The 21,013-nt window shown below is 43.9% G+C and carries 17 protein-coding genes; 8 read left to right on the forward strand and 9 right to left on the reverse strand.

Going from position 1 to position 21,013, the window contains the following annotated elements:
• Window positions 1-27 precede the first annotated feature (27 nt).
• Complete coding sequence (locus G457_RS0118370; protein WP_026947757.1) at window positions 28-642, forward strand: precorrin-2 dehydrogenase/sirohydrochlorin ferrochelatase family protein; 615 nt, start codon at window positions 28-30, stop codon at window positions 640-642.
• 113 nt (window positions 643-755) lie between these two features.
• On the opposite strand, the gene G457_RS0118375 is transcribed toward G457_RS0118370, so the two are convergent.
• Window positions 756-2,408 carry a hypothetical protein gene (locus G457_RS0118375; protein WP_026947758.1) on the reverse strand — a complete coding sequence of 551 codons (1,653 nt, stop codon included), beginning with the start codon at window positions 2,406-2,408 and terminating at the stop codon, window positions 756-758.
• A gap of 196 nt (window positions 2,409-2,604) precedes the next feature.
• On the opposite strand from G457_RS0118375, the gene metK reads away from it, so the two are divergent.
• Together metK and G457_RS0118390 are read left to right on the forward strand one after the other, a co-directional pair.
• The gene (gene metK, locus G457_RS0118380; RefSeq protein ID WP_026947759.1) at window positions 2,605-3,858 is read left to right on the forward strand and encodes a methionine adenosyltransferase; all 1,254 of its coding nucleotides are present in this window, start codon (window positions 2,605-2,607) and stop codon (window positions 3,856-3,858) included.
• Window positions 3,859-4,118: 260 nt separating this feature from the next.
• A complete protein-coding gene (locus G457_RS0118390; protein WP_026947760.1) occupies window positions 4,119-6,290 on the forward strand; it encodes a bifunctional alpha,alpha-trehalose-phosphate synthase (UDP-forming)/trehalose-phosphatase in 2,172 nt (723 codons plus the stop codon).
• Between the two features lie 285 nt (window positions 6,291-6,575).
• Here the strand turns inward: G457_RS0118390 and G457_RS0118400 are convergent, their stop codons facing one another.
• The 7 genes from G457_RS0118400 to G457_RS0118430 form a co-directional block, all read right to left on the reverse strand.
• Window positions 6,576-7,922 carry a PEGA domain-containing protein gene (locus G457_RS0118400; protein WP_035484270.1) on the reverse strand — a complete coding sequence of 449 codons (1,347 nt, stop codon included), beginning with the start codon at window positions 7,920-7,922 and terminating at the stop codon, window positions 6,576-6,578.
• 96 nt (window positions 7,923-8,018) lie between these two features.
• Complete coding sequence (locus tag G457_RS0118405; RefSeq protein WP_026947762.1) at window positions 8,019-9,089, reverse strand: dipeptidase; 1,071 nt, start codon at window positions 9,087-9,089, stop codon at window positions 8,019-8,021.
• Window positions 9,090-9,092: 3 nt separating this feature from the next.
• Entirely contained in the window at window positions 9,093-9,803 is a 711-nt protein-coding gene (locus G457_RS0118410; protein WP_026947763.1) for an SAM-dependent methyltransferase, read from the reverse strand.
• Window positions 9,804-9,811: 8 nt separating this feature from the next.
• On the reverse strand, window positions 9,812-10,570 hold the full coding sequence (locus G457_RS0118415; protein WP_026947764.1) for an alpha/beta fold hydrolase: 759 nt from the start codon (window positions 10,568-10,570) through the stop codon (window positions 9,812-9,814).
• Between the two features lie 87 nt (window positions 10,571-10,657).
• Window positions 10,658-11,686 carry a ferrochelatase gene (gene hemH, locus G457_RS0118420; RefSeq protein WP_026947765.1) on the reverse strand — a complete coding sequence of 343 codons (1,029 nt, stop codon included), beginning with the start codon at window positions 11,684-11,686 and terminating at the stop codon, window positions 10,658-10,660.
• Between the two features lie 98 nt (window positions 11,687-11,784).
• Entirely contained in the window at window positions 11,785-13,023 is a 1,239-nt protein-coding gene (locus G457_RS0118425; protein WP_026947766.1) for a cation:proton antiporter, read from the reverse strand.
• 6 nt (window positions 13,024-13,029) lie between these two features.
• On the reverse strand, window positions 13,030-13,860 hold the full coding sequence (locus G457_RS0118430) for a universal stress protein (RefSeq protein WP_026947767.1): 831 nt from the start codon (window positions 13,858-13,860) through the stop codon (window positions 13,030-13,032).
• Between the two features lie 197 nt (window positions 13,861-14,057).
• Here G457_RS0118430 and G457_RS0118435 point away from each other — a divergent pair, with 197 nt between their 5' ends.
• The 4 genes from G457_RS0118435 (at window position 14,058) to G457_RS0118450 (ending at window position 19,644) form a co-directional block, all read left to right on the forward strand.
• Entirely contained in the window at window positions 14,058-15,650 is a 1,593-nt protein-coding gene (locus tag G457_RS0118435) for a M14 family metallopeptidase (protein WP_026947768.1), read from the forward strand.
• Window positions 15,651-15,663: 13 nt separating this feature from the next.
• Window positions 15,664-17,397 carry a M14 family metallopeptidase gene (locus G457_RS0118440; RefSeq protein ID WP_026947769.1) on the forward strand — a complete coding sequence of 578 codons (1,734 nt, stop codon included), beginning with the start codon at window positions 15,664-15,666 and terminating at the stop codon, window positions 17,395-17,397.
• 185 nt (window positions 17,398-17,582) lie between these two features.
• On the forward strand, window positions 17,583-19,013 hold the full coding sequence (locus G457_RS0118445) for an AAA family ATPase (RefSeq protein WP_026947770.1): 1,431 nt from the start codon (window positions 17,583-17,585) through the stop codon (window positions 19,011-19,013).
• Between the two features lie 19 nt (window positions 19,014-19,032).
• On the forward strand, window positions 19,033-19,644 hold the full coding sequence (locus tag G457_RS0118450) for a flavodoxin family protein (protein WP_155847194.1): 612 nt from the start codon (window positions 19,033-19,035) through the stop codon (window positions 19,642-19,644).
• A 71-nt stretch (window positions 19,645-19,715) separates the two neighbouring features.
• Here the strand turns inward: G457_RS0118450 and G457_RS0118455 are convergent, their stop codons facing one another.
• Complete coding sequence (locus G457_RS0118455; RefSeq protein WP_134199695.1) at window positions 19,716-20,279, reverse strand: hypothetical protein; 564 nt, start codon at window positions 20,277-20,279, stop codon at window positions 19,716-19,718.
• 437 nt (window positions 20,280-20,716) lie between these two features.
• On the opposite strand from G457_RS0118455, the gene G457_RS0118460 reads away from it, so the two are divergent.
• On the forward strand, window positions 20,717-20,998 hold the full coding sequence (locus G457_RS0118460; protein ID WP_026947773.1) for a DUF427 domain-containing protein: 282 nt from the start codon (window positions 20,717-20,719) through the stop codon (window positions 20,996-20,998).
• Window positions 20,999-21,013: the final 15 nt, after the last annotated feature.

Here is a 21,013-nt window from a genome sequence, read left to right on the forward strand (position 1 = left end):
TCTTGTGTCTAACCTCTAAAATCTAAAATGAATCATCTCTACCCCATATTTCTTAAAGTCCATGAGCTCAATGTCCTTTTGATCGGTGGAGGTTTTGTGGCAACTGAAAAGCTGGAATTTCTGCTTAAATCAAGCCCTGAAGCTCAGGTGACCGTGGTTTCCAAGTTTTTCCGCCCCGAGTTTTTGGAATTGGCGGAAGGAAAAGAAAGCGTTACGCTCATCGAAGATGCCTATCATGAAAAATACTTGGGCGGAAAGCATCTTGTCATCGCAGCCACGGATGACAAAGCAGTTAATCTACAAATCCGGAATGAGGCAAAAGAGCGCTTTCTTTTGGTGAATGTAGCCGATACCCCCGAGCTATGTGATTTTTACTTAGGTGGCATCGTGACCAAGGGAAACCTAAAAATTGCTATTTCTACCAATGGAAAATCCCCCACCACAGCCAAGCGGCTTCGTCAATTGCTGGAAGAAGTACTCCCTGAGGAAATTGATGATTTATTGGAAAACCTGAATGCCTATCGGGCTATGCTCAAAGGGGATTTTGAGTACAAGGTCAAGGCCATGAATGAGGTGACGGAGGAGTTGGTCCGAAGGGAGGCAAGACTCGAGAGACAAGAAGCTAGACTTGAAAAGCAATAGCTAGTAAGTAGTCTGAAGTTTTGATAAAATCACATCTGAAGTTCCGATTTTGTGATTTTTTCACGTTTTCGGAAGATAAAGTGTGATTTTAAGCTCTTGGTCCTTCGAACCGTCTACTTCCCTTCCAAAGGGTCGACACCAGTCATTTCCCAATGTCCCAAGGCGATTGGAATACTTCCAATCCCGTTCAGCTGATCAAAAAAGTTCCGAAGCCGAAATACCTCTCCTTTTTCTTCTTTGATTCTAGCAAAGTCAGCCAAAGCATTTTCCAAAAGATATTTTCCGGTAATGTAGCTCGAACCGTAGCCCGGCTGCCGCATGTAGAGATGTTGCTCAAATAGCAAGAGTTCCTTTTCTGTTTTCATCCAACCTCTCGGTGTGTAATTCGAGTGAATTCCTCCTGCTTCTACCATGGTCATCTCATTGGCTTGAGCATACAATGAACCCAGTCCCCTTGCTGCCCGCTGAGCTATCATGATGTACACAATTTCCCGCGATCGGGGCGAATCCTCATACAAACCCGCATCCATAAACATCTCTTCCACCGCAGTGGCGGTTCCTTCATTTCTACTATCGAAAATATTATATAAGAGAGGGCCTCTTCGAATCAGGCTTTCATGAGGTTCATTATCCATGATCGCCAACTCAAACCAATGATAAAAATGGGAATAAAGTGGCAGTGGATCGATGTGCATCCCTATCGTAAAGAAGTTCCGCCTTTCTTCCGGGACAAACCTACCCCTGTGCTTGCGCAATGCTGGCTCAAAGTAGTCTTTTACGGTCAAAATCTCCTCTTTCTCCAGAAAATTCATCATCTTTTGAATGGACTTTTCGGTCAGCTGCTCAAATTCCTCTGGAGTATTTGCGGCCTCCAGTGGAGGGAGGCCTCGGTTTTGGTGTTCTTCCAGTTTCAGCGAACTCCAGGCTCTTGCCAATTCCCGCTTCAAGATCATCACCTCATCTTCCCAAGTTAAAGGCACCAAATGGACATTTTGGAGATACCAGGTATAATTCTCCTTCCCGATTCCCGACGGCCCGTCTTTTTTGGGAGCCTCTGCCTCCAGCCAAGCCACGAAGTCTTCGGTAGAGGCTTGAGCTTCTTCTATGGCTTTCTTCAAGTCGGGATCTTTGGTTAGATCCGCTAAAACCAACATATTTTGCAGGTCTTCGGCCTGCTTCTCGATTGTCGGTATTCCTGCTGCCCAAAGCTCTTTGGCATTTCCCGTAAGGTTGATTTTGGCTTGCGTGTTTAAAGCTGGGATCGAGCGTAATTCAGCTAGAAACTTTGCTTTGCCACTTTCATCCAATGGAAATGAATATTGCCATAGCTCTAGTACTTTGTGATGCGTAGGGCCTTCGTGGTCGGGTACATCACTTCGCTCCATCCAGATTGATTTGTAAAAAGCCGGATCTCTTTCCCAAGGCTTTAGAATTCGGTAATTGAAATCAAATCCATTCATTTCTGCCCAAACAATCCTCCAATCTACCTGCTCAGGAATGCTCCAGCCGGAGGTATCCATTTGAAGAAGTCTGGTCTGAAGGTCTTGAAATTGAGGCATTCGTTGCTCAAAGGTGACTTTTCGATAGTCTGGAGCCCCTTCATGCAGCGGTGGATTTTCGAATTCCCTCCATTCTGTAAAGAGTGTTTCCAAATCCGAGTAAGAAGCGGGTTTTTTGCCGAGTTCAGCGGATGAATTTGGACTGTTTTGGCAGCTGAAGAATAGAGCTAAAACAAGCAGAGGAAATAATGATAGAAGTCTTCGCATGAGTTTTTGAGGATAGATTTAGGAAAGATAAGTGCTCCTTCTCCAGAATGCAAGATTTGAGGAGTTCGGATTATGGATCATTGTCTTCCTTTTCCGCTGATCAGAAAATGGGATAAGGTTTCGTTTGAGGTTTTTTATTTCCCCTAGTTCCACTAATTTTGGGCACCATTGAAAAACGCATCAATAATCTAGATTTATGGCATATTTATTTACCTCAGAGTCAGTATCTGAGGGGCATCCGGACAAAATTGCTGATCAAATTTCCGACGCATTGATTGATAACTTTTTGGCCTTTGATCCGAGTTCCAAAGTAGCTTGCGAAACCCTCGTGACCACAGGGCAGGTCGTTTTGGCAGGGGAAGTCAAATCCGATATTTATTTGGATGTACAAAAGATCGCCCGAGATGTAATCAACCGAATTGGTTACACGAAGAGTGATTACATGTTTGAAGGGAATTCCTGTGGCGTGCTTTCTGCCATTCATGAGCAGTCTGCTGATATCAATCAAGGAGTAGAACGTCAAAATCCTGAAGAGCAGGGTGCAGGCGATCAAGGAATGATGTTTGGCTATGCGACGAATGAGACTGAAAACTACATGCCGCTGGCTTTAGACCTTTCTCACCGGATTCTTCGCGAATTGGCTGCCATGCGTCGTGAAAATAGCGAGATCACTTATCTCCGTCCGGACTCTAAGGCTCAAGTGACCATCGAATACAGCGATGATAATGTGCCGCAGCGAATCGAGGCGATTGTGATTTCAACTCAGCATGATGATTTCGACACAGAGGAAGCCATGTTGGCCAAAATCAAATCCGATCTGATTTCCAAGCTGATTCCTAGAGTAAAAGCTCAACTTACTGAAGATATTCAAAAGCTTTTCACTTCGGATATCAAATACCATATCAATCCAACCGGTAAATTCGTCATCGGTGGACCTCATGGCGATACTGGATTGACGGGAAGAAAAATCATCGTGGACACCTATGGTGGAAAAGGCGCTCACGGTGGAGGAGCATTCTCTGGAAAAGATCCTTCCAAAGTAGACCGTTCGGCGGCCTATGCTACCCGTCACATTGCCAAAAACATGGTTGCTGCGGGAGTGGCTGACGAGATGTTGGTACAAGTGTCCTATGCAATTGGAGTGGCTGCACCGATGGGGATCTACGTGAATACTTATGGTACTTCGAAAGTAGGAATGACCGATGGGGAAATCGCTAAGAAAATCGAGCAACTCTTCGATATGCGTCCTTATGCCATCGAACAGAGACTAAAACTCCGCAATCCTATCTATGAAGAAACTGCTGCTTATGGACATATGGGCAGACAGAGTGAGGTAGTCAGCAAGACCTTCTTTTCCCCGTACCGGGACGAAATTACGCTTGATGTAGAGCTCTTCACTTGGGAAAAGCTGGATTTTGTGGATCGGATTAAGACCGCTTTTGGAATTTGATTTTAGCTTTTAGAAGCTTAAAACCCCGAGGAAACTTGGGGTTTTTTCTTTTTAAAGCTATTATACCTAAGATTGCCTTTAATGTCTGAAGTTTTTTATAGTTTTTAAAATTTCATGAAAGAGGACCTTCTTTTTGAGATTAAGGTTTTGTGAAATACGAGTTTCAATTCCCTTTCCCGCTCATTTTTCCTATCTTTAAGCATATCACCTTTTTCTAAAGAGGGAAAAACCCTTTTCATGTTTTTAACCTAAAACCTACTATGGCAAAAACCATAATTGTATCCAACAGACTTCCTATTTCACTTCGTCACCGCAATGGCCGTTTTGAGTTCAAACCTTCAGCAGGTGGTTTAGCTACCGGCCTTGGCTCCATCTACAAATCCGGTGAAAATATCTGGATTGGCTGGCCGGGAAATACGGTCGAAGATCCCGAGCAACGGGCAGAAATTATTCTTGAATTACACGATTTAAAAATGGCCCCGGTATTCCTTACCCGGGAAGATGTAGAGCAGTTTTATGAAGGTTTCAGTAATGAGACACTCTGGCCTGCATTTCATTACTTCACCCAATACATGAGCTACAATCCCGATCACTGGGAAGCTTATGTCCGCGTCAATCAGAAGTTTTGTGATGCCATCTTAAAGAAGGCAGATGCGGATGATACTATTTGGGTGCACGATTATCAGTTGCTTCTACTGCCGCAAATGCTCCGGGAGGTTCTTCCCAATGCGACGATTGCATTTTTTCAACACATTCCTTTCCCATCCTATGAGATCATTCGGATGATTCCTTGGAGAAAACAACTTTTGGAAGGGGTTTGCGGTGCAGATTTGATTGGCTTCCATACCTATGATGATATGCGTCACTTCCTAAGTGCCGTGGGCAGAATCACCGGCCTTTCCAGTGAAAGTGGATACATACAGGCGGAGAATCGCATCATCAATGTGGATTCATTCCCGATGGGAATCGACTACGATAAGTTTGCCAAGCAGGCCAAAAGTCGAAAAACTCAGCGCATTGTTCAGGATTTTAGAAAGCAGGTTGGAGACCAAAAGCTGATCATCACGATCGATCGATTGGATTATTCCAAAGGAATTCCCCAGCGTCTCCATGCTTTCACCAAGCTTTTGCAAGACCACAAGGAACTCCACGGAAAAGTCTCCATGATTATGGTCGTAGTACCTAGTAGAGACAAGGTTCAGTCTTATAAAGAGTTGCGCGAGGAGATCGATTTACTGGTAGGCCGGATCAATTCCGAGTATTCCACCTTGAATTGGGTGCCCGTTCATTACTTCTATCGAAGTTTTCCATTCGAAGAGCTCAGTGCCTTCTACAATATGTCGGATATCGCTTTGGTCACACCACTTCGGGACGGGATGAATCTAGTCTGCAAGGAATATGTGGCGAGCAGGACAGATCAAACGGGCGTTTTGATACTTTCTGAAATGGCTGGAGCATCCAAGGAACTTCAGGATGCAGTCCTAGTCAATCCCAATAATCAACAGGGAGTAGTGGATGCGATTTATGATGCGCTGACTATGGATCCGAAGGAACAAAAAGAACGAATTGCTTCCCTTCAGTCCAGTTTGAAAAAGTATGACATCTTTCAATGGGTGAAGGTCTTTATGGACCGAATCGAGCATGTGAAAGAAAAGCAGGCCGAACTTACCTCGAAAGATGTAGACAGCAAGGTGATTAATGAAATTGAAAAATCCTTCAAGTCCGCTAAAAATCCAGTACTATTCCTGGATTATGATGGGACTTTGACTGGTTTTGTGGCAAATCCCCAGGATGCCAAGCCGGATACCGAATTGAAAGCCATTGTCAAGGGATTAAGTGAAAAAGCACAGGTAGTAATCATTTCTGGAAGAGATAAGGACACCTTGGGAACTTGGTTCAAAGGTCAAAATATCGATATGATTGCCGAACATGGAGTATGGGTCAAACGAAAAGAAAATAAAGGGGACTGGGAGCTCTATGCAGATGTGGACGACAGTTGGAAGGAGGATATTCGATCAGTGATGGAATATTATGTCCTGCGGACTCCCGGGGCATTTATCGAAGAAAAGCATCATTCCCTTGTTTGGCACTATCGCAAGGTAGAAAGCGGATTGGGTGATCTACGAATGCGCGAACTTTTCAGCCATTTGAAATACATGGCTCGTGGACATAATCTGCAGGTGCTGGAAGGAAATATGGTCCTGGAAATCAAACGGCCTGATATTAATAAAGGTAGGGCTGCCACAGCCCTGATGAAAGGTCAGGAATATGATTTTATCCTAGCAATAGGGGATGACTGGACCGATGAGGATACTTTCAAAGTCATGCCAAAAAGCGCCTATACCATACGTGTGGGATATGCCTACACGCAGGCTAATTACAATATCAAATCATTCCGACAGGTGAGAAATCTCTTGGGTAAGTTGATTTGATGCTAAATTGTGATTATCGGAAAATGATGCCAGTTGATCTCTTTTCTTTGGATGGCTGGCTGGAAGCAGAAAGATTGAAGATCGAAGCTCCTAAATTCTGAACTCCGGTGCTTATTCTCAGCTACCTTTGCCAAGTAGAAAACAGATGAAAAATATCCAAAAAATTACGATAGGCTGTATTTGGTTTATTTTGTCAGGCTGAGCGAAGTCGAAGCCAATTGTTTGCTTTTATTCAGCAACGTTTCGACTTCGCTCAACAAGACAAGAATTACCAATAAATGAATTTTATTGAATTCTGGCTTGAATTTCTTCGATTAAACCTTGGTATTTGATCATGATTCTCGACCAATCGCGGAAATATTCATCATCCTTTACTGTGATGACTTCCTTGGTGCGATTCGGGTCATTCAGTTCAGCCGCTTGACTCACCAGCTTCACAGCATAGGCCAATTGATCTGAATTGCCTCCCGAACTCACAATGACGCGGGTACGAATCACCGCTGAATTGAAATTCTCAACCTGCCAAGAAGTAGTCAGATAGCCCGTATTGAAATCCACAGTTTCTAGGATGTCAAAGTATCTGGTGACGATGGAGGAAAGTATCCTCCAAGCTTCCTCTGCAGAGTAAGCAGAATCGACTGGAACCGTAATACGGACATTGGCAAGGTCAGAAGAAACTGAGTTATCATAGGCCTGATCTCTTGCCATTTCTATCGTTTCCTGAATAGGAGGCTCGTTTCGGTTTGCCTGATTGCAATAGTCCTTGTAATACTTGACAAATCCATCTTTGCTGACTGTCACCCGCACACATTGACCTTTGGGTATTTTGACATCGTACGCTCCTAGTCCCATTCGCTGTCCTTGAATTTCGATGGCAGCATCGCTAGGTACGGTATTGATTCGAACCAGTCTTTCTTCCAAGGCTACGGTCTCTCGGGTAGGCGGCTCTGGATCAATTCCCGGCTTATTGCAATAAACTCGCTCATACTCCACAAATCCATCCTTACTCACAGTAACCGTTACACAGTCACCATTTGGGACATTCACGTCCTGATTTCCCTTTCCGATCAAATTTCCATTGACAGTCACTGATCCATCAGCTGGCTGAACTTCTACCCGTACCTGTCGGTCCTTCAATTCGAAATAGTCCCGAATCGGTGGAGTCTCCCGATCAGGAGAGTTGTAGTAAGTTCGTGTCAGAGGAGCAAAACCCGGTTTTCTCACTTCGATCGTCGCTGATCTGTCTTTGGGGATGGTTACAAAAATGGCTTTGGTGCCAATTCTTCTTCCATCTACAAAAATTTCAGCATCAAAGGGTTCAGCGGTCACATCGACTCGTCTCACATCCAAAACCACATTCTGATCTTTATCCCATTTCAGGTCCTTGTCATATTCTTTGATAACAGGTTGATAGCCTGGTTTGGTGATTTTGATTCGGTTTTTTAGGTTTTTCTCCAACTTGTATTCAATGGTACCAGTTCCGAGTTCTTGTTTTTCGGAATCATCGTAATCATTCAAAAGAATGAATTTGGCATCTGAATGGTTGGCGGTAATGGTTAATTTTTGGGCGAAAGTATTAGAAATAAGAAACAATCCAAGTGCTAACAAGGGTAGGAAGTAAATTTTTCTCATGTTGTTTTTGAAGGTTGGGGATTGAGACTGCAATAAATTCAATAAGAATAATTTATGCAACTCATAGCTTAATAGTTTTGTGCAATTCTATGGTTTTTAGGACCAATTTTTCTTTAAAAAATCCAACCAATTGCCATGCATGACCTTTTCGATATCATTTTTTGAATATCCTCTTTTCAAAAGTAAATCCGGGATTTTCTGCAAATCAGCAATCGTTTCCAAATCCCAAGGAGACTGCTCTGATCCAAAAGCCCCGTCCAAATCTGAACCAATTCCGATATGGTTGGCATTCCCTGCGATCTGGCAGATATGGTCTAAATGATCCAAAACGGTAGAAATCCGCACATCTCGTTCCTTTGGGGTGCTTTTTCCTCTTTCCCATCCCGGACTCAGCATCCAGGCATCAAAGGCTCCTCCGATTACCGATCCCCGGTCGATCAAGGCTTTGATCATTTCATCCGAAAATTGACGATTGTGATCGACCAAAGCCCGGCAGTTGTTATGACTGGCCCAAACCGGTCCCTGAAAAATCTCCAAGGTATCCCAAAATGCCAAATCGCATAAATGCGTGGCATCCAGGATAATTCCCAGTTCATCCATTTTTCGGAGCAAGTCTTTTCCAGCCGCATTCAAAGGAGCAGAGGAGTCGGTACCATGAGCATAGCGGCCCGGTCCGTAATGCGCTGGACCCAATGCCCTTAACCCGTAATCGTATGCTTTTTCCAAATAATCCAAATTGACGATCGAGTCAGCTCCCTCCAAGGAAAGAATAAAACCTATGGGCTCCTTGCTTTTATCTGCAGCTGAATTCCAAATCCCAAGATGGGTCTCAAGTTCCTTCCAATTCTTGATTTGCCTCATTTCTCCTCGCTCCACCATGGCTTGATACCAAGCCAACTGTCCTTGGGTCTGGGCCCAAGCCTGCTCGGGTGAGTGCCAGCCCGGAAGGGAATTGTCAGGTGCCACGAAGCGAGCAATCTGGGTGGCAACGACCAAGCCAATATTACCTTTTCGAAGTTCTGGGAGTGAGACCACCGCATTTCCCCGATCGGGTTTGTCCGTTAAACCTTTCTCCCGTGAATTAATCTCTGAGACAGGTCGGGTCAGGTCCCGATTCCACTCCATGGCATTCATACTCAGGTCTAAATGGGCGTCGATGGTCAGCATGGCTTAGAAGCTTTGAATGATAAAAACGGTGGGGATTTTATGCAGATCGATCGGACTTTTCTTCCAATCCTGAATGCTTTTGGTTTGGATCAGTTCATCTTTGGCTGTTAGATTTTTGGCGATGCAAAGCTTGGTTTGTGGAGAAAGGGTTCGCGTCAAATCCTCCAAAAGCTGATTGTTCCGAAAGGGTGTTTCCATAAAAATCTGCGCTCGTTTTTCCCGAAGGGACTCTGCTTCTAGCTTTTTCAAAGCAGCAGCTCGCTCCTTTTTGTCAATGGGAAGATAGCCATGGAAAGCAAAAGATTGCCCCGAAAAACCAGAACCCATTAAGGCTAAAAACATGGAACTCGGACCGGATAGGGGTACAACTTGGATTCCTCGAGTGTGCGCATGGGCGACGGCCAAAGCCCCCGGATCAGCTATTCCAGGGCAACCTGCCTCAGAGATGATTCCCACATCGGCGCCCTTAAAAAGCGGCTGAAGTAATCGGTTTATGCTCTCCGGAGCAGTGTTTTTATCAAGAATTTCCATGTGGACCTCTTCGAGATTTACTCCAAGTTTCAGGCTGGAAATATAGCGTCGGGCAGTTCTAAGATTTTCGACTAGGAAAACTTTGGTATCGGCGATCACCTCCTTGACTTGGGGTGTAATCACCTCCTCGGCTGTGTTCTCAGCCAGCACATTGGGGATTAAGAAAAGCTTTCCTTGGGGCATGCGTTCAATTATATCAAAAATTTCCTTACCTCTTCGATCACCTCAGCAGGCTTCTCTGCATGCAGCCAATGACCTGCTCCATCGATAAATTCCACCTCATAATTAGGGAAATGAAAGAGAATGTCCTGCAAGTCGCTTTGCTGAATATAATCTGAATTTCCTCCTGCTAGAAAAAGAGTTGGACCTTCATATTTACCATCTTCATCCAATGCTTTTCCTACCTCCTCGATATTTTCGGTAATCACGGGAAGGTTGATTTTCCAATAAAAACCAGTCCGGTCTCTACCGAGACTTTTGAGCAAAAACTGTCGGATTCCGGGAATGGAAATATATTGAGCGAGTTGATCATCCGCATCCTTTCGGGAGTGGATTTCAGATAGCTTGATGGAGTTTAAGCCTTCTAAAATCTTCTGATGATGTACTGGGTAGTAGCGGGGTGAAATATCAGCTACAATCAGCTTTTTTACCCGGTCAGGATATTCGATGGCAAAATTCATAGCCGTTTTACCGCCCATGGAGTGACCCATTAAAAACACCTCACTCAAACCTTCCTCATCCAGAAGCTCTTTCAAATCCTCCACCATGACACTGTAATTCCACTCCTCATCCTGTGGAGAGTCACCGTGGTTTCGTTGATCTACTAGGAAAAGAGTGAAGTCTTTTTCCAGTTCCCGGGCAATGGAAAACCAGTTGTCAGCAGACCCAAAGAGTCCATGAAGAATCACGAGAGGCTGACCGGATCCGGTTTTTCGGAAATTAAGTTTCATCGTTAGGAGTGTTTTATTGCTGGCTGGATTTGAGATTCCAAGTTCTTAAAATCAATTGAAGGCTTCAAATAAAAAATCAAAAGCCGATTAACTTCGGCTTTCGATCAGGTCTTTGACACATTCTATCCAAGTGTCGTTGGAGTTGAGACTTGGAACTAGATCCCAATGTTCTCCACCCAATTCCTCGAATTCCTCCTTGTATTCTTCACCCACTTCGACGGTTGTTTCCAGACAGTCGGCCACGAATGCCGGAGAGAAGACTAATACTTTTTTGATTCCTTTTCCAGCCAATTCTTTAATGACATCCTCTGTGTAAGGCTTGACCCATGGATCATTTCCCAGTCGGGATTGGAAGCAGGTCGTCACTTTTTCCTCAGGTAGACCTAGCTTGGCAGCTACCAGTCGGGTGGTTTGGAAGCACTGTGCCCGATAGCAGAATTGGTTTTTTGCCCCATATTTATTGCAGCAGGAGCCCAGCTTACAGTAGTTGTCTACCGAGCCCTTGCGAATCTGTCGCTCTGGCAAACCGTGGTAAGAGAAGACAAAATGCTCGTAGTCTCCTTTTTCCATCATTTCCCGTCCCAATTCTTCCCAGGCTTGCAAAAAGAGTGGATGCTCCACAAAGTTGCTGATAAATGAGATCTCAGGGATAATCTGCCAGCCACGGGCAATCTCCATGACGCGATCGATCACGGAGCCATTGGTAGCCGAAGCGTACTGAGGGAAAAGAGGCAGAACGATGATTTTTCGCACTTTTTCTGCCATCAACTCATTGAGGCCTTGATCAATACTAGGGCTCTGATAGCGCATGGCGATTTTTACCAAATACTTATCGGGATCGAGTTTGGGGATCAATTTGTCCCGCAGATCCTCTGTATGGAAAAGCAAGGGTGAGCCTCGGTCAGTCCAGAGTTTTCTATATTCTTTGGCAGATTTGGGTGCCCTGAAAGGAGCAATGATCAGATTGACCAGCATCCAACGGGGGATGAAAGGAAAGTCAATGACGCGCCCGTCCATCAAGAATTCGCGAAGGTATTTACGTACGTCTCCGGTGGCAGTACTGTCCGGAGTTCCCAAATTGACGAGCAAAACGCCAATTTTCTGTGCTTTTGGCATGATTGGTTTGGTAAATCGGTGAGTGTTTACAACTCAAAATTAAGCCTGAAAGTTAATTCAAACCAATAGAACAAATTGATGAAGGATTGATAAAGCTGTTAGATCTTGAGATTTCCCGCCCATTTCATCAATGGACCAGAGGCAATACTTGATACTAAAGCCAAGATTACCAGTCCGATAAAGAGCGAATCAGACACCAATCCGTACTCCAAGGCAATCAATCCCAAAATAATATCCATACTTCCTCGTGTACTCAATCCAAAACCTGTGATGATGGACTGCTTTCTCCCTACGCCGGCAAATCGCCCACCAATGTAGGCACCGTAATACTTGGTCAGTAATCCTACTACCACCACAACTCCCGTGACTCCGAGGTCAAAGCTTTCAATGAAATTCACCTTCAAACCGATAGATACAAAGAAGATCGGGGCGAAAATATTATTGATAAACTGATGTAAGATTTCCTTGGCTTTTTCTGTCAAATGATCAGAGTCTCCCAGTGCCACACCAATGATAAATGCGCCAAAAATGGCATGGATTCCAATAAACTCGGTAAAGGATGCGGCAAGGAAACACAAGGCTAAGGAAAGTGAAAGTAGACCACCAGGCCATGCGAGTTTTTTATTGACCCAAGGCAGGGTTTTGTTGATCAGCCCTTTTCCGACAGTCAGCATGACCAGAGTAAACAAGAGGGTCAAGCCAATCGTCGGCCAAACGCCCAAGCCACCACTGCTACTTTCGGAGAGCGAAAGGATAACCGAAAATACAATCCATCCCAATACATCGACAATCATCGCTCCTGCTATGATTAGTAGGCCCGTTTGGGTTTTGAAAAGGTTGAGATCCATCAGGACACGAGCCACTACAGCCAGAGCCGTAATACTGATAGCCAAGCCGAAAAAGGTGGAAGCTACGATTCGGTCATTGATATTGACCCCGAGAAACTCCGGGAAAGCGTATGCTACCACAAAGCCCGCGATGATAGGCAAGATCATTGAGGCAACTGCGATTTGCAGGGCGTTTTTTCCCTGACTCCACACAATCTGCAACTCCACTTCCAAGCCTGCAATGAAGAGCAAAAGGACTACCGAAATCTGCACAAAGCCATCGAGGGCAATATTTGTTGTCTCGGGATTAGCGGCAAAAAGGTAGGTGTGGAATTCTGGGAAAAGGGTTCCCAAAATGGTAGGTCCTAGAATAATACCTGCTAGTATTTCGCCCACCACGGCAGGCTGCTTGAGCTGCCTTGCGATCTCAGCGAAGACTCTTGCCATGATGAGCATGGCAGCAATTTGTAACAGGAGATTGATAACCTCCTTATGGTTCAAAGTTTCCATGGAGGTTTATTTTTTGACGATGAGAAGATTACAAGGTAAGGTACTAAGTAGTTCTTCGAGATCGTGAGGGAAGAGTCGGTCAAAGAAGTTTAGTCGGCGATCATCACCGACCACGAGCAAGTTGGCATCTGTCTTTTCGCAGAATCTCGCCAGCTCTACGGCCCACTTTCCTCCGGTTACCTTGATGTTTATTTTCAAATTTCCCTTGTCTAGTTTGTCAATGATTTTTTCTACGTACTCGATCTCATTTTGGACGAGTCGTCTGCGGGTTTGGGAGATTTCATCTTCCGAATCTTCCCCTGCTGTACCCATTTGGAGGCCATAAAGTTTTATTTCATTCAAAATAGAAACTAAGTCCGCCTTTACTATTTTGGAAAACTCCAGTCCCTGTTCGATAACTTGTGGGGTAAACTCCAGCTGGGTCCCATTGATGACAATTCGTGAAAATTCAGAAGTTTCTACTTTTGGCTCGATCAAAGTCAAAACGGAACAAGGAGCTTTTCGGATGATTTTTCTTCCGACTGTTCCCATGTAGTACTTGAAAAGCCCTTCCTGCTTCAATGCTCCTGCCACTAGCAAGTCCACTTTTTCTTCCTCACAGGCCTTGAGAATCATTTTTACAGGTTTTCCCTCAAGCCATAAAACTTTGATTCGTAGCTTGTCGCAGCCATGGCGTTGTAAAAGCTGATCGAGCTTTTCTTCCAATTGAGGCGTTTTAGTGCCCACATGAATAAGCAACAATTCAGTGTCAAAAAGCAAGACTAGCCGTTTGACCTCGGCAATCAAGGCCTCAATTCGAGGAGAAAAGGCAATGGCCAAAGCTATTTTAGTGTACATAAGACGTGGGGAGTTTTGACTAAATAATAAAATTTTCAGCTTGCGTCCAATTAAAATTTTCTACCCATTTATCATTTCCTATCTCCATTCAAGCTTTTTTGGGCTTTCAGAAGTAAGTCTTGGTGCTTATCTGGATATATTTTGATAAAATTAGGCAGTGATGATCGAATTCACCTGTAATTAAATCCCATTAGTTTATGCGAAAATTTCTTTTCAGCTGCCTGCTTGCTGGAAGTGTTTCTGTCGCCGGGTCAGCTTGGGCCCAAGGCGATTATCCTACACTTTCACAAATGGAGCAGCGACTTCAAAAAATTGGCTCGAGTGCCAATGCCAACCTTCAAAAACTCGGGCAAACCTCAAGTGGTAAGGATGTTTGGGTTCTGAAAGTCGGAACCGGTGACATGGACCAGAAACCAGCCATCGCTGTGGTCGGTGGAGTGGAAGGTTTTCATGTCTTGAGTGTGGAATTAGCCACGCAGTTTGCCGAGCGATTGGTTAGTGAGCATGCTGAAGCATTGGAGGAGACTACCTTTTATATTTTCCCAAATATGTCTCCTGATGCCTATGAGCAGTATCACGCAAATCTGAAGTATGAGCGTCGCGGTAATGCTACTGCCGTCGATCATGACCGGGATGGTATGCCCGGAGACAATGGCTACACCGACCTCAATGGAGACGGTTTCATCAGCTGGATGCGTGTGGAGGATCCTATGGGAGACTACAAGGTTTCTGATGAAGATGAGCGCGTGTTGGTCAAAGCTGATCGCAGCAAAGGTGAGGATGGACAGTACCTGGTTTACAAAGAGAGTAAGGATGATGATCAAGACGGAAAGTTTGCAGAGGATTTGAAAGAGGGAATAGCTTTCAATAAATCCCTGACCTACAAATTCCCGGTTTTCGAACCTTTAGCTGGAGATATTCCAGTATCGCAGCCGGAGACAAGAGCCATGCTGGATTACTTGTTTGAGCAATGGAATATTTTCGCTTTTGTGACTTTTTCTCCTGCAAATAATCTCTCCTCCCCGCTGAAGTACAATGCGCCAAATGCAAGAAAGCGAGTGGTGACCTCCATTTTGCAGAAAGACGAAGCCATCAACGCCATGGTCTCAGAAATGTACAAGAGTACGGTTTCTCAAAAAGCTTTTCAGCAGAATAATCAGGGAACAGACGGAGATTTCTTTCAGTGGGCCTACTTCCATTTTGCTCGCTTGAGCTTTGGTACACCAGGATATTGGACACCTGAATTCAAAGGCAAATCCAATGCTGAAGCCAACTATTTAGCTTGGGCAGATTCGCTTGGTTGGAATGATGTATTTGTACCTTGGACGGAGATTTCTCATCCAGATTTTCCAGGCAAAAAAGTAGAAGTAGGAGGAATCAAGCCTTTTGTAATGGCAAATCCTCCCTACGAAAAGGTAGATGAAATAGCCGAAGAGCATACGGATTTTATCCTCAAGCTGGCAGAAATGCAGCCGAATCTGGAAGTACAAAACCTCAAAATCGAATCTATCGGAAATGGTTTGACCCGAATTTCTTTGGATTTGTTTAATAATGCACCCCTTCCTACTCATTCGGAGATGGGTGAGCGGTCTCGATGGCTGCGAAAAATCCGAATTGATTTAGCAGCGGATTCTGATCGATTGATTTCAGGAGAAAAGATCCAATTGATTGACTCTATAGATGCCTACGGAAAAGCCAGTCTTAGCTGGATCATACGTGGAAAAGGCGACGTCAACTTCAAAGCAGGTGCTCCTCATGCAGGTTTTGTCAATGCAACTTTCAAACTCTAAAGCCATGAAGAAGATGAATATAAAAAATACAATCCTTGCCTTGGCTTTGGGCGCAGCGAGCCTGGCAAGTATCGAATCAAGCGCGCAGCAAAAGTTTTTCAAAGCGGTAGGTTCTCCGCACATGCCAAAGGTAGAAGCGGCTTGGAACCGCTACTACACTTATGAAGGCCTTGTGGAAGTAATGCAAAAGATCGCTAAGGCACATCCTGGTTTGGCGAAAATCGAATCCATCGGCAAATCTTACGAAGGTCGGGATATTATGACCCTGACCATTACGGATTTTTCCGCAGGGAAGGACACCGATAAGCCTGCCATGTGGATCGATGGAAACATTCACTCCAATGAGATTCAGGGAGCTGAATTTGCGCTTTACACCGCTTGGTACCTAACTGAGATGCATGCAGATACGGAATTTATCCAGGAGTTGCTTCGGGATAAAACGTTCTACATCACACCAACCATCAATCCGGATGCGCGAAATGACTTTTTCCTAAAGCCAAATACCCAAAACACCCCTCGATCCGGAGTTATTCCTTTGGATAATGATGGAGATGGGCAGGCAGCTGAGGATGAAATGGACGACTTGGATGGAGATGGCCATATTACCCAGATGATCCGGAAATCTCCTACTGGTCGCTACATCAAAGACCCTCTGGATCCTCGACGATTGATGCCTGTCGGACCCGATCAGGTGGGAGAGTATGAAATTCTCGGTCAGGAAGGAACTGATCTAGACGGTGACGGTCGTATCAATGATGATGATGTCGGCTACTATGATCCCAACCGGGATTGGGGCTGGAACTGGCAGCCGGACTACATCCAAAGAGGTGCCATGCGCTATCCCTTCACACTTCCAGAAAATCGCTCGGTGATGGAATTTGTGATGAAGCATCCCAATATTGCGGGAGCTCAGAGTTATCACAACTATGGAGGAATGATTCTTCGTGGACCTGGTGCCGAAGAGGATGTGAATACTTACAACCGAGAGGATATCCGAATCTACGATGCCATTGCCAAAAAAGGCGAAGAAATGATGCCAGGCTATCGTTACCTCACAGTTTACAAGGATCTATATTCAGTGTTTGGAGGGGAATTGGATTGGTTTTATGGGAATCGCGGGATTTTCACCTATTCCAATGAGTTGATGATTTCCTATCTCTACTTCCATCAAAATGCCGGTAGAGGCAATCAGGAAGAGCAGTTGAAAGTCGATCAGTTACTGACTTTCGGAGATGCCTTTGTGGATTGGGCAAGCTACAATCACCCACAATATGGTGAGATTGAGATTGGAGGTTTTAAGAAAACCTTTGGACGAGCCCATCCAGGATTCTTGCTAGAGCAGGATGCGCATCGAAACTCAGCCTTTACCATCTATCATGCCTACCACACACCGAAGCTATCGGTGATGGATGTAAGCGAAGAGGACCTTGGTGGTGGATTGAAAGCGATTACGGCTACTATTTTTAATGAACGAATGATGCCAACACACTCCTCGCAGGATTTGAAGTACAATATCGAGCGTCCGGACTATGTCTCCATTTCCGGGGCTAAAGTTGTCGCAGGCTTTGTGGTAGAAAATGAAGACTTCAAGCGCTACCAAGAGCAAAAGCTTAGACCAGAACGAATCGCAGTGGATAATATCCCCGGAATGAGTGCAGTGAAGGTAAGGTGGATTGTATCCTCTGCTTCCAACTATAGCATCACCGTCGATTCTGCCAAAGGTGGAAAGGCGAGTTGGAGTAAATAAGAATTGATATTAATTGATTTTGAAATCCCCGAGTCGATTGATTCGGGGATTTTTTTGAATTTTTCCAAAGCAAAAAGATTTTTACAGCCAAAACTGGTATTTTTATAATAAAACTGGCTGTAAAATAAATTAATTACAGCCAGAAATGATATATTTGGGTATGTTTTGGCTGGAATTTAAAAATAATGAGTAACTCTAATTTGGTTGGAAGGCAAGAGTTTAAAGTGCGATTTCCGAAACTTCTCAGAAGTAAAAAATCTGAATTTTTGGCTGTTTATGGTCGAAGAAGAGTTGGAAAAACCTTTTTGATAAAAGAGTTCTTCCATTATGAATTCGATTTTTTTATCACAGGAATGGCAAATGCAACTACGGCTCAACAGCTTTTTAATTTTGATACAGAACTGAGTCGTCAATCGAATTTGACCTATGATACTCCATCTAAAAATTGGCTTGTTGCTTTTCAGCGATTGCGAGAGCATCTTGAATCCAGGAAAAAACAAGGGAAATTAGTTGTTTTCATCGATGAATTGCCCTGGATGGATACACACGGTTCGGACTTTCTGATGGGTTTGGAACATTTTTGGAATACTTGGGCTACCCATCGTATGGATATTTTGCTGATTGTCTGTGGTTCGGCAGCTTCATGGATGCTTACAGAGGTCATCTATAGTACTGGTGGCTTGCATAACCGCGTCACTGCTCAAATGAAAATCGAGCCTTTCTGTTTGGGTGAAACGGAGGAAATGCTTATTGGAAAAGGCTGTCATTTGGACCGGTATCAGATCATCCAACTGTATATGTGTCTAGGTGGAATTCCTTACTACTTGGATGCAATAGAGCCTGGGAAAAGTGCTCCGCAAATAATTCAAGAACTTTTTTTTGAAAAAAGTGGACTTCTCAGAAATGAATTTCAAAATCTCTATAGAGCACTTTTCAAGCGTCATGAAATCTATGAGAAGGTAGTGGAAGTTCTATCCTTAAAGACATACGGAATTTCAAGAAATGAAATAATCAAGAACTCTGCTTTGAATTCTGGCGGGACTCTCTCCAAGGTGTTGGCTGACCTAGAAGAGAGTGGATTTATTTCATCTTATCCATCACTTGATGGTAAGCAAAAGAATACCATTTATCGGCTCACTGATTACTTTACTTCTTTCTATTTTAGATTTTTGCAGAAGTCTAAAATTAGCAACTGGTTGCATCTAATCGATCAGCCTAGACACCGCGTTTGGCAGGGTTTTATGTTTGAGCAGGTATCTATAGATCATGTACAGCAGATCAAAAAGGCTCTTGGAATCAGTGGAATCCAGGCCGAGCTCGCGGCTTGGAGGGGCTCGACAGGAGATCGATCAGCACAAATTGATATTCTTATTGATCGAAGAGACCACGTCATTACAATATGTGAATGCAAATTTAGCTTGGATAACTTTACCATTTCCAAAGATTATGCAGACAGTTTACGGTCTAAAATTGCTGTATTTAAGGAGGTTTCAAAAACAAAAAAAGCAGTTCACTTGGCACTTATTAGTACTTATGGCGTTAGACAAAACTCCTACAGCAATCTGCTGATTACCAATGAGGTGAAAATGGATGCTCTGTTTGATATTATTGTTTGAATAGTATAAAAAGTGTTTCATGACTACTTCGACCAAAATAAGAATAAAGAGGATTGGAATAAAGTCGATCGTATTATCTTGTTTTTTTGTACTTTTTTATTTTCAGGTTTTTTCTCAATCATCTAAACCAATCTTATTAATCACCTACTACTCCCAGTCTGGAAATACCGAGCAAATGGCGGAAGCTATAGCAGAGGGCGCACAATCTATAGAAGGGTTAGATGTTAAGCTTTTACCGATAGATCAAGTTCAACAGGATGACTTACTTGCCGCTTCTGCCATCATCCTCGGATCACCTGTTTACAATGCCAATATCGCCCCTTCAGTGCAGGAGTTTATCAATTCTTGGCCGTTTGAGGGAAGACCTCTGAAAGATAAAATTGGCGCGGTGTTCAGTACAGGAGGAGGCATGTCTATCGGAGAGGAGCTTGTGATGCTGAATTTGATGCATAGCATGCTGATTCATGGGATGATTTTGGTTGGTGGAGATACAGTAGAATCTGCCTTTGGTGCTTCGGCCATCACGGGAGAGGGGCCTTTCGATTTGAAGGGAGAATTGGATCCGATTTTTCTGAAAAAAGGCGAAGCTTTAGGAAAAAGAGTAGCGGAGACGGTGCTGCGTTTTCGTTGAGTTTAGACAAAAAAATAACCCCGCCTCAGACCCAGAGCGGGGTTTTTGCAATATAGTTGGTTCACTTTTTCTTAAAGGGCAGAAAGATACTTGTCAAATCCACCTTCTGTAGTCACTCGGAAGCTGATAGCGGCGCTAGGCTGCTCGATGTTATAAATCTTGTGAAGACCTTGTGCATCACTTACTTTCTCGCTGTGGATCAAGTTGTCTCCATCATAGATTGATACCGTAAAGGCACTGTCGGCCAAGTTGCTGACAAGCAAGCGGTATTTGTTGTCTTCCACTTTGGATACTCTAGAGTACACGGAAGGCTTCTCAGTGACGAAGTTTTGGAAGGTAGTCGTACGCAATATTCCGCTCTCATCGGTCACTTCGACAGAGTAAGTTCCCTTTGGTAGGGCATTTAGGTCGTAGCGCTTTGCGAAAGCTTCTGATTTGGTAATACGATCTCTCAAAACCAGTCTGTTTTCAGCATCCTTGATTTTGACAATGACGGTGCTGCTGGGCGCTTCCGTCATAGCTACTGTTACTTTAGCTGTTGCAGAGTGAATAATCTCTACTGATTTTTCCGCTCCTGCGGCAAAGGCTCCTGTTGCCATCCCGGCAACAAAAAGCATGGTCATTAATTTTTTCATTTTAATAATTGGTTTAATAGGTTCTAGTTTGAATGTAACCCAGGAATGGCTTTCCCATTCAAGGGGGATATTTTGGGTTACTTTATCCATCCGGGTCTGATGGGATTCTGTCCGAATTGCTTTCGAATGACATTACAAAGGTACCAAACGGTATTAAAAATGAAAATGTTTCAATGAAAATATATTATTTTTTGATATTCGTTAATTTTTAAACTTAATTATTGAAAATACAATAATTTTCTGTCGCTATCGATTGCGAAAACTGTTCCGATCTGTTTTTATTACAAAATTGAAAATAAAATTTTGTAATAATCAGTATTTCAAAATCATGTCATTACATCAATTACCTATATCCATGTTTCGCAATCGATTGTATCGAATAAAAAATTTTTCAATCTTTTTTACTTCGGGAGGTGTTTTACTTAGAAAAGCACAATATGCAAGCCATCTGGAACAACCAAGTAATCGCAGAATCCATTGATACGGTCGTAGTGGAGGGGAATCATTATTTCCCTATCGATTCGGTAAAACCTGACTTTCTAAAGCCTTCAGAGATGAAGACCTCCTGTCCCTGGAAAGGACAAGCGTCCTACTACAGCCTAGAAGTAGACGGGGAGCTGAACAAAGATGCGGCCTGGTACTATCCTGACCCAAAGCCAGCAGCCTCTGAGATCAAAGGTAGGGTGGCCTTTTGGAAAGGGGTGAAGGTGGTGGAGTGAAGAGAGTGATTAACC

Origin of the sequence: Algoriphagus marincola DSM 16067, from assembly GCF_000429405.1 — a bacterium.
Classification (GTDB): Bacteria; Bacteroidota; Bacteroidia; order Cytophagales; family Cyclobacteriaceae; genus Algoriphagus; species Algoriphagus marincola.

Coding starts and splice junctions, on each gene's coding strand:
- G457_RS0118400 (WP_035484270.1), bottom strand. CDS start 7,922: ATGAGAAAAATTTACTTCCTACCCTTGTTAGCACTTGGATTGTTTCTT.
- G457_RS0118415 (WP_026947764.1), bottom strand. CDS start 10,570: ATGAAACTTAATTTCCGAAAAACCGGATCCGGTCAGCCTCTCGTGATT.
- metK (WP_026947759.1), top strand. CDS start 2,605: ATGGCATATTTATTTACCTCAGAGTCAGTATCTGAGGGGCATCCGGAC.
- G457_RS0118445 (WP_026947770.1), top strand. CDS start 17,583: ATGAGTAACTCTAATTTGGTTGGAAGGCAAGAGTTTAAAGTGCGATTT.
- G457_RS0118390 (WP_026947760.1), top strand. CDS start 4,119: ATGGCAAAAACCATAATTGTATCCAACAGACTTCCTATTTCACTTCGT.
- G457_RS0118425 (WP_026947766.1), bottom strand. CDS start 13,023: ATGGAAACTTTGAACCATAAGGAGGTTATCAATCTCCTGTTACAAATT.
- G457_RS0118460 (WP_026947773.1), top strand. CDS start 20,717: ATGCAAGCCATCTGGAACAACCAAGTAATCGCAGAATCCATTGATACG.
- G457_RS0118450 (WP_155847194.1), top strand. CDS start 19,033: ATGACTACTTCGACCAAAATAAGAATAAAGAGGATTGGAATAAAGTCG.
- G457_RS0118405 (WP_026947762.1), bottom strand. CDS start 9,089: ATGCTGACCATCGACGCCCATTTAGACCTGAGTATGAATGCCATGGAG.
- G457_RS0118370 (WP_026947757.1), top strand. CDS start 28: ATGAATCATCTCTACCCCATATTTCTTAAAGTCCATGAGCTCAATGTC.
- G457_RS0118440 (WP_026947769.1), top strand. CDS start 15,664: ATGAATATAAAAAATACAATCCTTGCCTTGGCTTTGGGCGCAGCGAGC.
- G457_RS0118410 (WP_026947763.1), bottom strand. CDS start 9,803: ATGCCCCAAGGAAAGCTTTTCTTAATCCCCAATGTGCTGGCTGAGAAC.
- G457_RS0118435 (WP_026947768.1), top strand. CDS start 14,058: ATGCGAAAATTTCTTTTCAGCTGCCTGCTTGCTGGAAGTGTTTCTGTC.
- G457_RS0118375 (WP_026947758.1), bottom strand. CDS start 2,408: ATGCGAAGACTTCTATCATTATTTCCTCTGCTTGTTTTAGCTCTATTC.
- hemH (WP_026947765.1), bottom strand. CDS start 11,686: ATGCCAAAAGCACAGAAAATTGGCGTTTTGCTCGTCAATTTGGGAACT.
- G457_RS0118430 (WP_026947767.1), bottom strand. CDS start 13,860: ATGTACACTAAAATAGCTTTGGCCATTGCCTTTTCTCCTCGAATTGAG.
- G457_RS0118455 (WP_134199695.1), bottom strand. CDS start 20,279: ATGAAAAAATTAATGACCATGCTTTTTGTTGCCGGGATGGCAACAGGA.